The organism is Paenibacillus sp. PastF-3 (genome assembly GCF_029893135.1).
Lineage (GTDB): Bacteria > Bacillota > Bacilli > Paenibacillales > Paenibacillaceae > Paenibacillus_AQ > Paenibacillus_AQ nitricinens.
In genome coordinates, this window is sequence record NZ_JARXWM010000003.1 from 375,880 (window position 1) to 389,110 (window position 13,231).

The 13,231-nt window shown below is 45.8% G+C and carries 9 protein-coding genes, 2 tRNA genes and 1 pseudogene; 1 reads left to right on the forward strand and 11 read right to left on the reverse strand.

Going from position 1 to position 13,231, the window contains the following annotated elements; genetic code table 11:
* Positions 1–344: 344 nt before the first annotated feature.
* Positions 345–1,496, forward strand: a pseudogene (locus tag M2444_RS08860) (tyrosine-type recombinase/integrase).
* A 110-nt stretch (positions 1,497–1,606) separates the two neighbouring features.
* Here the strand turns inward: M2444_RS08860 and M2444_RS08865 are convergent.
* From M2444_RS08865 to pyrR, 11 genes are all read right to left on the reverse strand, one after another.
* Positions 1,607–1,680 (reverse strand) — tRNA-Ile (locus tag M2444_RS08865).
* Between the two features lie 44 nt (positions 1,681–1,724).
* Positions 1,725–1,801: transfer RNA gene (locus M2444_RS08870), tRNA-Met, on the reverse strand.
* Between the two features lie 82 nt (positions 1,802–1,883).
* Positions 1,884–2,048: a hypothetical protein gene (locus tag M2444_RS08875; RefSeq protein WP_019909365.1), complete on the reverse strand. Its 165-nt coding sequence runs from the start codon at positions 2,046–2,048 to the stop codon at positions 1,884–1,886.
* A gap of 112 nt (positions 2,049–2,160) precedes the next feature.
* On the reverse strand, positions 2,161–3,648 hold the full coding sequence (locus M2444_RS08880) for an ABC transporter substrate-binding protein (protein ID WP_280786752.1): 1,488 nt from the start codon (positions 3,646–3,648) through the stop codon (positions 2,161–2,163).
* Positions 3,649–4,090: 442 nt separating this feature from the next.
* On the reverse strand, positions 4,091–4,729 hold the full coding sequence (gene pyrE, locus M2444_RS08885; RefSeq protein ID WP_280786753.1) for an orotate phosphoribosyltransferase: 639 nt from the start codon (positions 4,727–4,729) through the stop codon (positions 4,091–4,093).
* A complete protein-coding gene (gene pyrF / locus M2444_RS08890) occupies positions 4,726–5,472 on the reverse strand; it encodes an orotidine-5'-phosphate decarboxylase (RefSeq protein WP_094873047.1) in 747 nt (248 codons plus the stop codon). The genes pyrE and pyrF overlap by 4 nt, the downstream gene beginning before the upstream one ends.
* A 110-nt stretch (positions 5,473–5,582) precedes the next feature.
* Positions 5,583–8,810 carry a carbamoyl-phosphate synthase large subunit gene (carB, locus tag M2444_RS08895; protein WP_094873049.1) on the reverse strand — a complete coding sequence of 1,076 codons (3,228 nt, stop codon included), beginning with the start codon at positions 8,808–8,810 and terminating at the stop codon, positions 5,583–5,585.
* A gap of 1 nt (position 8,811) precedes the next feature.
* Positions 8,812–9,990: a glutamine-hydrolyzing carbamoyl-phosphate synthase small subunit gene (carA, locus tag M2444_RS08900; protein ID WP_094873050.1), complete on the reverse strand. Its 1,179-nt coding sequence runs from the start codon at positions 9,988–9,990 to the stop codon at positions 8,812–8,814.
* Positions 9,991–10,107: 117 nt separating this feature from the next.
* Positions 10,108–11,391 (reverse strand): dihydroorotase, encoded by a 1,284-nt coding sequence (locus M2444_RS08905; RefSeq protein WP_280786754.1) that lies wholly within the window; start codon positions 11,389–11,391, stop codon positions 10,108–10,110.
* Between the two features lie 110 nt (positions 11,392–11,501).
* Positions 11,502–12,407, reverse strand: a complete 906-nt coding sequence (locus M2444_RS08910) for an aspartate carbamoyltransferase catalytic subunit (protein ID WP_280786755.1) — start codon at positions 12,405–12,407, stop codon at positions 11,502–11,504.
* A gap of 4 nt (positions 12,408–12,411) precedes the next feature.
* A complete protein-coding gene (gene pyrR, locus M2444_RS08915; RefSeq protein WP_042130202.1) occupies positions 12,412–12,975 on the reverse strand; it encodes a bifunctional pyr operon transcriptional regulator/uracil phosphoribosyltransferase PyrR in 564 nt (187 codons plus the stop codon).
* Positions 12,976–13,231 lie beyond the last annotated feature (256 nt).

Here is a 13,231-nt window from a genome sequence, read left to right on the forward strand (position 1 = left end):
GACTTCTCTCACCCCCGAGCCTTAGTCATTGAGCAGCGTCAGGGCTTCAATTGGAACAAGCCACTGAACCTTAATATCGAGCGAAACTATAAACTACATAGTTCGTCATTCCATCGTTCTCGACATGATGCTACCGTTTTGCCTGGAGACCTCTCCCTGCTTCCGAATCGTAAAGGATATGTGACCATCAACTTATCTCGAGTGGCCTGGCGTCATGGCCAGAGCGTAACACGGTTGATTCTGCCTATGGATGCAATTGATGATGCTATAAATTTCTGAAGTAAGGATTTGAAGGGAGTGATGTAATACAGGATGGAATAACAAATCCCATGAAGGAGGACCTCATGAAAGGGAAAGTTTTTAAAAGAGGAAAGACCTGGACTTATGTTGTTGATCTCCCGCCAGATCCAGCAACAGGCCAAAGAAACCAAAAAAAGAAGGGAGGATTCCCTTCACAAAAAGAAGCAGATCGTGCATTGGTTGCACTTCTCGCCAGCGTGCACAAAGGCGACTACGTTCCAGAAAACAATCTGACTATCACAGCCTTTTTCGAGATATGGCTAAAAGAATACGCCCTGCAGAAGTATAAAGCCACGGTTTTCGATGTTGAAGAATCGATTATTAATAGCCGGATTATTCCGGTTATCGGAAGACAAAAGTTGCAGCAAATCAAACCTCTGACCATCAACAGGTTTTATAATGGGCTACTTGAAAAGTATTCCCCTGATTATGTCCGACATATCCATGCTATCCTGCGTAAAGCATTCAGACAGGCTGTGAAGTGGGAGATGATTGCTTCGAACCCCATGGAAAAGGTAGAGGCTCCTAAGCTGCGGCGAAAGGAGATGAAGACCTGGAGTATGGAACAGTGCCTCCACTTTCTTGATACCGCTGAAGGTCATGTTCATTATATTGTTTTTTCCCTGGCCATCCATACTGGCATGCGTAAAGGAGAAGTTCTTGGCCTCCGATGGGGAGACATCGATTGGGAAGGCAAGAGCTTGAAGATTCAGCAAACTGTAAACTGGACACCATCTAAAGGAATTATCTTTCAAGATACCAAAACATCAAGCTCAGCACGAAGAATACCGATAGGTGATATGCTGATTAGTGATCTAAAAGAGCGACTGCAAATTATAGAAAATGAAAAGCAAGAAATCCGGGTTGAGAATTAAAAAGACCATGACCTGGTTTGCTGCTATGGTAACGGAGAGCCGATCAAACCACGGCGGGTCACGGAGACCTTTGCTTTCTTGACAGAAAAATCGGAACTACCAAAAATCAGGTTTCACGATCTCAGACATTCACACGCATCAATGCTACTGAATAACGGTATCAATGCGAAAATCGGAGCAGAACGTCTTGGGCATAGCAGTGTTCAGATCTATCTTGATCGTTATTCCCACCTACTCCCCGATATGCAAAGAGATGCTGCAGACCTGATAGATACGAAGATGAAAATGAGCAAGAAACCAGAGGATCAAACAGCGCCGTGACCAAAATGTGACCATTTCCAATTTTTTCGCTTTTCCAACTCTTCCACTACTACTTACAAGGGAACCTACAGACAGCAAAAAACCCTTACAAAGTAAGGGTTTTTGATAAGTGGGCCCTGAGGGACTCGAACCCCCGACCAATCGGTTATGAGCCGACCGCTCTAACCAACTGAGCTAAGGGCCCGGATCTAAAAATATCCGAATGTACAATTGCTGTTGTAAATAAATTGGTTGCGGGGGCAGGATTTGAACCTGCGGCCTTCGGGTTATGAGCCCGACGAGCTACCGGGCTGCTCCACCCCGCGTCAGAAAAAATATTCAAACAGCGACAATAAATAATATACAGTACAAATTGGGTCTACGTCAAGGAAGAATTTATAAAAGTTCTCAAGGCAGAAATCTAACTCCGTATCTTCCCTTACGGGAACGATAAATTTCTACAAAACGTGGGTCATGATAGCCATAAATCCAGCCATCCTGCTCCAGCCTTTTAGCTAAACAGCCTGCTTGAAATCTCGTCCTGAACAGTTTCGCGAAGTATATCCAATTCATGATGCCCTCTTCTCCTTTTCGCAAATTAATGACGCACCGCTCTGAACTTATCATGCCCAAGTTCCACAAAATAAGCCACCAGAATACTGGTGGCTAAGTGCATATTCCATAGTCAATCACCGAGCGAGTCGAAATATACCGTGGGATCTTTTTCAAGTGTATCCAGCATAGTATTCCCTTGCTTCTCCCAAGCTTTGAGTGCATTCTCAACGGTTTTCTTCCCCTGATAAACTTCAATGAATAATTGACGTCCAACATCGCTAATCCGGCTAATCCCAGGCTTCTGCATCTGTAAATTGATCAATAAAGGATCCGTTGCAGGTAAAGGCTTAAGCGTATAAAAAGCTTCCAAATTTACAGAAGGGGTTTGAGTGGTAATATAATCCTTACGGGAAGTCAGTTCACTCTTGTTATGGGCTTTAATTTTCGCAACCTCATTACTGTTGACGAACTTAATCAAATCCCAAGCATCTTCCTTATTAGTAGCCATAGAATTAATAGCCATCATATTGCCAAGCCATGTTCCAATAGCAACATCCGGTTTTTCCTGAAAGGTAGGTACAGTAATCACGCCCCAATTGATGGGACTGTAATTTTTGATCTTAGCAGCATTACGGGCCACTCCCGCCAGTTCATTGAGATAACCATATTCTCCCACGACCATTGCTGCTTTTCCTGTGAGGAACAGATCGCCTTGGATTGGACTGTAGGCATTCCCTTCTGTTCCTGCAAAATCCAACCCATTGAACTCAGGTACAATTTGTTTCTTAACCAACTGGCTGTAAGTAGTCCAAGCCTGATTCCACTGTGTAGTATTTACAGTCATGTGCTGACCCTTATTATCGTACATCGTAAGTTCCAACGGTGCGACATAGCTCTGCATATCCCAAAATGGATCACTTAAGTAACGGTTCATTGAGAACCCGTATATCCGAGTTTCTTTATTAGATGACTTCTTCGTAACCTTATCTGCCAGCGTAAACAATTCATTCCAAGTCATCTTGTCCGTTGGATAGCCCACACCAGCAGCATCAAAGATTCCCTTGTTATAAAAAAGTGCACTAGACGAGAAGATCGGCGCCAACGCAACAAGACTTCCTCTACCCAGCTCACGAACTCCATTCAGCATTGTAGGCGCCATATTGCTTAAATCATACTGATCACGCGCTATAAGCGGCTCCAGCGATTGGAGAAGATTATGATCCACCAAACTCTTCACTAATGCGCTATCACCGACGATCACATCAACAGGCTTATCCCCGCCCATAATCGCTCGGATATTTTCCAAATTGTCAGAGCTTACGTCTGAGGAGCTGTTATTGTATCGAAGGTCATTCGTATCTATAGCCGGAATAATCTCCAATTTGATTTCTGGATGCTGCAACTCATACATATCCGTAAACTGCTGACGAAAAAACGTATCGTCCTCCCCAGACCATAGACTCCCAATACGCAATACACGCTGCTCCACTGAAGACTTAGAAGGCTCAGCCCAAGCCGTATTCCACCCATCAGAGATTAGTGGTAGTATCAGCGCAGCGCATACCCCAAAACATAACCAGCGGCGCCACAGCCGTTTATTGTTGTTTATATGATTCATTATTATTTCCTCCCATAAAATACTTGATTCTTCTACATCGAATGGATAAATAATCCATATTTCTAGTAACAGTATAATGCTTTAATCAAGAAGGGAAGTTACAGGACGTTTAAAGTTATACTACGATTTCTTCATATTATTCTCATAAAAATGTTACTAGGAGCTTTTGCAGATACTTATCTCAACTTTACCACTCCTTACTACCTTTCCTATGAGCGAACATTCCTACCCTTTACGACTGGATAATTGCACAAAGTGCAACTATAGTGCCAATTCCTCTAAGAAAAGTTAGTTTAAATGTACGAAATACAACTATTCGTGTCTTGGATGGCAGTTGAGTATGTTGTGTCTCTCTTTTTAATCCCACTCTATGCAATAAAGAAATAAAAGCCCCTCACTGAAAAGTGAGAGGCTCGCCCAAACCAGGCTCATTTATTTAAGCTTAAACACCAAATGATGACGGATCTTTTCTCCAAGACTTCAGTGCTTCTACGTCCGTCAAATCAATTTTGCCTTGTGCAAGAGCCACATCAATCAATGTGCTGTAGTTGGACAAGCTTTGTAATGGCATTTCAGCTGCAGCAAAAGCATTCACTGCACGGTCCAGCTCATAGCTGAAGATTGCGAGTACAGCCAGCACTTCTGCGCCAGCTTCTTGCACGGCCTGAGCCGCTTTGATGGAGCTTCCACCTGTGGAGATCAAATCTTCAATAACAACAACCTTTTGTCCCGGCTTAATCAGACCTTCGATCTGATTCTGCTTGCCGTGGCCTTTAGCTTTATCACGGATATAAGCCATAGGCAGATTGAGCTTATCTGCTACCCAAGCCGCGTGTGGAATACCCGCGGTTGCTGTACCTGCAATCACTTCAGCGTCCGGATACTCGCTCTTAATAAGCTGGGCGAAGGCATCTGCGATATAGTTACGAACTTCCGGGTAAGCCATAGTCAGACGGTTGTCGCAATAGATCGGCGATTTGATACCAGAGGTCCATGTAAAAGGCTCCTGGGGACGCAGTGCTACTGCTCCAATCTCCAGCAGATAACTTGCTACTTGTTCACTTCTATTTAATGAGCTCATGCTAGGGTCATCTCCTCAATAATGTTTAGTGCTGCTTGACGTGGATCTGGTGAAGCTGTAATCGGCCGTCCTACTACAAGGTAGTGACTACCCTGACGAATGGCTTTTCCAGGTGTCATAACCCGGGACTGATCGTCCAAGGAAGCACCTGCTGGCCGGATACCCGGTGTAACCGTGCAAAATGCCGGGCCGCAAGCTTCTGCGATAGCTGCAGACTCTTGTGGCGATGCTACTACGCCATCTAGACCCGCATCGGCAGCCAGCTTGGCGTATCTTACCACTGTAGCTGCTACCTCTCCAGCGATCCCAATTTCGTTATTCATCACTTCTTGACTCGTACTGGTTAGCTGGGTAACTGCAATAATCAAAGGCATCTTCAGGGCTGCATTAGTACTAACTGCTGAAGCCGCTCCTTCGCGCGCTGCCGCCATCATAGCTGTTCCCCCTGCCGCATGTACGTTAAACATATCAGCGCCAAGATTCGTAAGACTTTGAGCGCCACCTTTTACCGTGTTAGGGATATCATGCATCTTCACGTCAACGAACACAGAGTAGCCACGAGATTTCAGCTCTTGAATAAAGTCTGGTCCTGCCGCATAGAACAGCTGCATACCTACCTTCATGTAGCAAGGAATTCCTTCCAGCTTATCGATTAAGGCTCTTGCTCCAGTCACATCAGGATAATCCAAAGCGATCATCAGACGATTCGCCATTGCTTTCCACTCTACTTCTTCAACTCCCATAACCATGCTCCTATCCAGTGCAGACTACATCCACACTGTTTATTTATTTGACCCTAGGCATAGCGGAACGGTCTGCGTAAACGCAAACCGCCCTATGCATCTTTATGAGATTAGTTCAATTGTCCTACAAAAGCAGGCATGGACTGTGACGAGAAGTTAATCGTCTGCAGCATTCTGAGAAGTGCCGCCACTGTATCCAGTGAAGTCATACATACGACGCCATTCTCAACCGCTTCGCGGCGGATACGGAATCCGTCACGTTCTGGCGTTTTACCTTTAGTCAGGGTATTAAAGACGAAGTTAGCTTGCCCACCACGAATCAAGTCGAGAATGTTTGGCGCACCTTCATCCAGCTTATTCACATTCATTACGTTAAGGCCTGCATCTTCAAGCGCTTGTGCCGTGCCTCCAGTAGCAATGATTTTGTAACCCATGGAATGGAAGCCCTTCATAAGTTCTACAGCTTCTGCTTTATCTTTATCTGCCACCGTAACAATGATAGCGCCTGTAGCTGGAATTTTCATTCCTGCTCCTACCAGACCTTTGTATAAAGCTTTTGCGTACAATTTATCACGGCCCATAACTTCACCGGTTGATTTCATTTCAGGTCCAAGCGTAGGTTCTACTCTGCGCAGTTTGGCAAAAGAGAACACTGGCACTTTAACCGATACATAATCGCTTTCCGGCCACAAACCTTCTGTATAACCGTCATCCTTCAGCTTGCTGCCGAGAATGATTTTGGTTGCCAAATGCGCCATTGGAATTCCAGTCACTTTACTCAGGAAAGGAACTGTACGCGAGGAGCGTGGATTTACTTCGATTACGTATACTTCGTTCTGATAGATAACAAACTGGATGTTGACCAGTCCAATCGTCTTCAGTTCCTTAGCGATCTTGATAGTGATTTCAGCGATTTTTGCTTTTAGACCTTCATCCAGATATTGCGGAGGATATACAGCGATAGAGTCACCGGAGTGAACACCTGCGCGCTCAACATGCTCCATGATGCCCGGAATAACTACCGTCTCACCGTCACAAATCGCATCTACCTCAACCTCTTTACCTAACATGTAACGGTCAATCAATACCGGATGCTCTGGATTCACTTTAACCGCTTCTACCATGTAGCTAAGCAGTTCAGTATCGTTATATACAATTTCCATTGCGCGTCCGCCTAGTACATAGGAAGGACGAACCAGTACCGGATATCCAAGGGATTGTGCAGTTTCTACGGCTTGATCCACATCGGTAACTGTCTTACCTTTTGGTTGAGCGATATCAAGACGACCCAGCAAAGCTTCGAATTTCTTACGGTTCTCAGCTTCATCAATGCTATCGAGGCTAGTTCCGAGAATCTTCACACCAGCAGCACTTAGGGGTGCCGCAAGGTTAATCGCGGTCTGACCACCGAATTGAACGATAACCCCAATCGGATTCTCTTGTGCGATTACGTTCATAACATCTTCAAAGAATAGAGGTTCAAAATACAACCGGTCCGAAGTATTGAAGTCTGTAGATACAGTCTCAGGGTTATTATTGATGATAACCGCTTCGTATCCAGCCTTTTGAATCGCCCATACCGCATGCACTGTGGAATAATCGAACTCAATCCCTTGACCGATCCGAATTGGACCAGATCCCAGCACGATAACTTTTTGCTTATCAGAATGAATGACCTCATTCTCAGTCTCATAAGTCGAGTAATAGTAAGGTGTAGAAGCTTCAAACTCAGCCGCACAGGTATCTACCATCTTGAACACAGGTGTTAATCCTTGCTCCAAACGTAGCGCGCGCACATCTGCTTCTTTAGTATACTTGCCGTCCGCTTGTCCTTCTGCACGAATCTCAGCAATCGCACGGTCTGTAAAGCCTTTGCGTTTCGCTTGGTATAGTGTTTCCGCTGACAAGGTTTCTTCTCCGCGAATCACATCTTCAAAGTTAATCAAACCTTCAATTTTGGAGAGGAACCACCAGTCCACGTTCGTAATATCCTGAATTTCTTGCAGCTCATAGCCACGACGGAAAGCTTCAGCAACCAGGAACAGACGCTCGTCATCAGGCTTCGCAAGACGTTCACGCAGCACATTCTCTTCCAATGCTTCTGCACCTGGCAGACGGAAACGATGAACACCAATCTCCAAGGAACGAATTGCTTTATGAATGGACTCTTCAAAAGTACGGCCGATTGCCATTACTTCACCAGTTGCCTTCATCTGCGTACCAAGCTTACGGTTCGCATGAATGAACTTATCGAAAGGCCAACGTGGAATTTTACTTACGATATAGTCAAGTGTAGGTTCGAAGCATGCATAAGTCTGTCCGGTAACCGGATTGACGATTTCATCCAGCGTGTAGCCCATTGCGATTTTAGCAGCCATTTTGGCAATTGGATATCCAGTTGCTTTGGAAGCCAAAGCCGAGGAACGGCTGACACGCGGGTTTACTTCGATTACATAGTACTGATAACTTTGTGGATCAAGTGCGAATTGTACGTTACATCCACCCTCAATATTCAGGGCGCGAATGATTTTGAGCGAAGCTGTACGCAGCATTTGGTATTCGCGATCTGACAGCGTTTGGCTAGGTGCCACAACAATACTGTCACCTGTATGTACGCCTACAGGATCAAAGTTTTCCATGTTGCAGACAACGATACAGTTGTCATTAGCATCCCGCATAACCTCGTATTCAACTTCCTTCATGCCGGCAATACTTTTCTCCACTAGACATTGTCCGATCGGGCTATAACGAATACCTGCTTTAACGGTTTCACGCAGTTCTTCTGCGTTATCGCAGATCCCGCCGCCTGTGCCGCCAAGTGTATAAGCTGGACGTACAATCAGAGGGAAACCAATCTCTTCAGCGAAATTCATTGCTTCATCTACAGTAGTGATGATGGTGCTATCCGGTACAGGTTGTTCCAATTCACGCATTAGGTCACGGAACAAATCGCGATCCTCTGCTTTCTCAATGGAATCAAGCTGTGTACCGAGAAGCTTAACATTCTCTTGCTCAAGGACACCTGCACGAGCCAATTCTACAGCCATATTTAGGCCGGTTTGACCACCTAGCGTTGGAAGCAATCCATCGGGACGCTCTTGGCGAATAATCGCAGTTACGAATTCAAGCGTAATAGGCTCGATGTACACTTTATCAGCAATATTTGTATCAGTCATAATTGTTGCTGGATTGCTGTTAATCAGTACGACTTCCACGCCTTCTTCTTTAAGGGCTTGGCAAGCCTGAGTTCCTGCGTAGTCAAACTCCGCTGCTTGACCGATGACGATCGGTCCGGAACCGATCACTAGTATTTTTTTAAGCTTATCGTTCTTTGGCATGTTATAGAGCTCCTTTCACGGCTTCAAGCTGTAAGTTAGTTTTTGGCGCCGTGATTCTGGCGTTTGCCGCAAGTTGTGCCTGACGTGAAATAACAGGTGTCTTTGCTTTATGATCTGCAATCAATTGAAGGAAGCGATCGAATAAGTAGCTGCTGTCATGTGGTCCTGGCGCTGCTTCTGGATGATATTGCACCGAAAATGCTGGGTAACGAGTATGTTTAATTCCTTCAACCGTCTTATCATTATTATTAATGTGAGTAACTTCTAGTTCAGTGTTCTTCACAGATTCCTCATTTACGGTATAACCATGGTTCTGAGAAGTGATGAAGCAGCGTCCGCTTTCCAGTTCCTTCACAGGGTGATTGCCACCGCGGTGACCGAATTTCAGCTTCTCTGTGTCCGCTCCACAAGCCAGTGCAAACAACTGATGACCTAAGCAGATGCCGAAGATCGGATATTCGCCAAGCAATTCAGAAATGGTCTTAACAGCGTGAGGCACATCTTTCGGGTCCCCAGGGCCATTGGACAGCAGGATACCATCCGGGTTCAGACGGCGAACTTCTTCCGCTTTTACATCATGTGGCACTACAACAACATCACAACCACGTTCGTTAAGCTCACGCAGGATACCAGCCTTCGCACCGTAATCCACAAGTACAATTCTTTCTTTGTTGCCTGGGCTGCTGTACGAACTTGCAGTTGATGTACGAGCTACCTGATTGCGCAATTCCTCAATCGTAGTATTTCCCATCATTTCCATCAGTTCCTCTACACGTTTGTTAGAGGTGGTTAGGATGGCTTTCATTGTTCCGTAGTGGCGAATAATCCGAGTCAACATCCGAGTATCAATCTCGCTGATCCCTGGAATATCGTATTCCTTTAGCAGATCGTCCACACTATATTCAGCACGCCAGTTACTAGGTACTTCTTCATGACGACGCACTACAAAGCCGTGTACGAAAGGTCGAACAGATTCAAAATCATCCCGAGTAATCCCGTAGTTCCCGATCAATGGGTAAGTCATTGTAACGATTTGTCCGCAATATGAAGGGTCAGACAGCACCTCTTGATATCCTGTAATTCCTGTATTAAAAACAACCTCGCCTGTCTTTTCGCCCTCAGCGCCAAATGCGGTACCTGTAAATAAAGTTCCGTCTTGCAGCAGCAATCTCGCCTGCATTCCATTCCACTCCTTCTTGTTTCTGTAGTCTAATGCTTATGCCTTACAAGCCTTCCGGAGTGAACGTGTACACAATCACTGCTCCGTAAAGATCAGCAACTCCGCCCCACCAGTCCGCTAGTTTTTCTCAGTCCATACGGCTTTGCCGTCTACCCATGTCATTACTGGCCAGCCCTTAAGCTTCCAGCCACCAAAAGGAGTATTCCGTCCTTTACTTGCGAAAGATCCTGGGTCTACTTCTTTCTCCTGCTCCAAATCAATCAGTGTCAAATCTGCAGGAGCTCCGATATCCATCACACCGGTGTTCAGTCTGAATACCCGTGCAGGATCAGCTGTCATTCTTTGTACCAGTAAGGATAAATCCCATTTCCCCGTTGCTACAAACGCTGTGTATAGTAGTGGGAAGGCTGTTTCGAATCCAACGATACCAAAAGGTGCAAGCTGCATGCCTTTAGCCTTCTCTTCTTCACTATGCGGCGCATGGTCAGTAACAATCATATCTAGTGTGCCGTCTAGCAAACCTTCGATACATGCCTCAACATCGCGGCGGGAGCGAAGCGGCGGGTTCATTTTCCAATTGGCATCAAGGCCTGGAATATCTTCTTCAGACAGCAGCAAGTGATGCGGACACACCTCAGCAGTCACTTTAATGCCGATTTCTTTCGCTTGGCGTATCAGGCGTACCGATTGTTCAGTACTTACATGGCATACATGGTAATGAACGCCTGTTGCTTCAGCCAGCAAAATATCGCGTCCAACATGGATCGCTTCCGACTCATTTGGAATTCCTTTCAGGCCATGCTTTCTTGCGAACTCACCCTCGGCTACACAGCAGCCTTCAACCAGTGAATTATCCTCACAGTGAGCAATGACAGGCATATCCAATGCTGCGGCGATGTTCATAGCATCTTTCATCATTTGAGCACTTTGCACGCCCACGCCGTCGTCGGTATAACCAATCGCTCCAGCTTCTTTAAGCGCTGCAAAATCAGTCAGCTCACGTCCAAGCTCATTTTTCGTAATGGCTGCATAAGGAAGTACTTTTACGAGTCCTGCTTCACGCGCTTTGTCTTTCACAAATTGTACGATTTCCGGGGTATCTGTTACTGGACGGGTATTAGGCATACAAGCGATGGTTGTAAATCCGCCTTTGGCAGCCGAACGACTTCCGGTTTCCACGGTTTCCTTGTGTTCAAATCCCGGTTCGCGTAAGTGCACATGCATATCAATGAGTCCTGGAATGAGCAGTTTGCCTTCAGCATCAATGATCTCTCCAGCTTCTGGAGCAGCTTCATTTCCATCGATGAAGGCCGAGATAACACCTTCTTCAAGTACAATATGTTTCCGCTCTAACAAGCCTTCCTTATTCAATACGCTGGCGTTTCTAATAATCATTGTCATGATTCTACCTTTACCCACAGTTCCCGGCTGTGAGCCCTCTCATTATTATATAATAAAAATTCATGTTTGTGTATATTTATTAGTCCTTATTCATCATCATTCTTTGATCTTTATAGTAAAGCTCTTTCGAGAACCGCCATCCGAACCGGAACTCCATTAGACATTTGCGGAAAAATCCTTGATTGACTGCACTCTACAACTGCATCATCAATCTCGACATTCCGGTTAACCGGAGCTGGGTGCATAATGATTGTATCTTTTGCGAGCTTAGCTGCGCGTTCTTCCGTTAAACCGTACTGTCTGCGGTAATCTTCCGCGGAAAGTATGATGCCAGAAGAATGGCGTTCCAGCTGCACACGAAGCATCATGACCACGTCTGCTTTAAGAGCTTCCTCTATGGTTACATAAGGTGCGTATTCCATAAGCTCAGGAGCCTTCATATTCTCCGGTGCGCAGAATTGCACTTTAGCTCCTAGCTTTGTAAGTCCCCATAGATTGGAACGTGCTACCCGGCTATGCATGATGTCCCCGATAATTGAAACCGTGAGGCCCTTTAAATCTCCAAACGTTTTGGTCATGGTGTAAAGATCAAGCAGCGCTTGTGTTGGATGTTCATTGTTGCCGTCACCCGCGTTAATAAGCGGTATGGACACCTTCTCAGCTAACTGCTGCAGCACACCTGCAGGCTTCAAACGCACAACTCCGGCATCGATCCCCATCGATTCCAGTGTGCGTACTGTATCATAGATCGACTCCCCTTTTTCTACACTAGAAGCTGCAGCCGTAAAATTCAGTACTTGTGCACCCAGTCGTTTCTCTGCCATTTCAAAGGAGAAACGTGTGCGTGTGCTGTTCTCAAAGAACATGTTAGAAATAAAATGCGAGTTCAAAATGGGGGTTAGCTTTGCACTTTGATTGTCCCAATAAGCTGTTCTGTCCAGCAGCCCAGTAATTTCCGACCGGTCAAGCTCTTTAATTCCCAGCAGACTACGTTCCATTACCTTGGTAAGTGTCATGATGTTATCGTTCCTCCCGGTTTGAAATAATGTAGACCTCGTCTTTGCCGTCGTATTCCTTCAGCGCCACTTCAATCTGCTCATGCTTTGAGGTAGGTACATTCTTACCGATGTAGTCTGGTCTGATCGGCAGCTCGCGGTGTCCACGGTCGGCAAGTACTGCCAGTTGAATCATTCGTGGGCGTCCACAATCCATCAAAGCGTCCATCGCTGCGCGGATGGTGCGTCCGGTGTAAAGCACATCGTCGAACAAAATGACCTTCTTATCATGGATGCCATCACTGCCGGAAGTAATAATGACGTTACTCTTCACTACCGCTTCACTGCCTCCTACTTCGCGGTCATCCCGATAATGCGTGATGTCGAGCTCGCCGTAAGGAATCTCGACGCCTTCAATTTCCTTGATCCGCTCAGCGATGCGCTGTGCCAGGTATACGCCTCGTGTCCGGATACCGACCAGCAGACAATTCTCAATCCCTTTGTTCTTCTCCAAAATCTCATGAGCAATACGCGATAATGCCCGGCGGATCGCCGTTTCGTCCATAATTACATTTTTCTCAGTAACCATAATCTTGTCACCCTCCACTTGTTTCGCCTGTTCAAATTCCTGGAAATCAAAAAACTCCTTGCCTATAACAGGCAAGGAGTGAAATCCGCAGATGAAGAAGATGGTGGCCGCGCGCATAAAAAGACAGTCCGGTGTATACACACGGGTACCTTTCTAAGAGTCGCGAACCTCGATTCACGTTACCTTGCCAGCCTCACAGGACTGAATTAAAGGCGCTATTCATTTAATGAGAATTATGACAGAACAAACACGGCAT

What these genes read in the sequence shown, in the direction of transcription:
- pyrR (WP_042130202.1), bottom strand. Translation starts at nt 12,975, where the DNA reads ATGGTTACTGAGAAAAATGTAATTATGGACGAAACGGCGATCCGCCGG.
- M2444_RS08875 (WP_019909365.1), bottom strand. Translation starts at nt 2,048, where the DNA reads ATGAATTGGATATACTTCGCGAAACTGTTCAGGACGAGATTTCAAGCA.
- M2444_RS08905 (WP_280786754.1), bottom strand. Translation starts at nt 11,391, where the DNA reads ATGACAATGATTATTAGAAACGCCAGCGTATTGAATAAGGAAGGCTTG.
- M2444_RS08880 (WP_280786752.1), bottom strand. Translation starts at nt 3,648, where the DNA reads ATGAATCATATAAACAACAATAAACGGCTGTGGCGCCGCTGGTTATGT.
- carA (WP_094873050.1), bottom strand. Translation starts at nt 9,990, where the DNA reads ATGCAGGCGAGATTGCTGCTGCAAGACGGAACTTTATTTACAGGTACC.
- pyrE (WP_280786753.1), bottom strand. Translation starts at nt 4,729, where the DNA reads ATGAGCTCATTAAATAGAAGTGAACAAGTAGCAAGTTATCTGCTGGAG.
- carB (WP_094873049.1), bottom strand. Translation starts at nt 8,810, where the DNA reads ATGCCAAAGAACGATAAGCTTAAAAAAATACTAGTGATCGGTTCCGGA.
- M2444_RS08910 (WP_280786755.1), bottom strand. Translation starts at nt 12,407, where the DNA reads ATGACACTTACCAAGGTAATGGAACGTAGTCTGCTGGGAATTAAAGAG.
- pyrF (WP_094873047.1), bottom strand. Translation starts at nt 5,472, where the DNA reads ATGGGAGTTGAAGAAGTAGAGTGGAAAGCAATGGCGAATCGTCTGATG.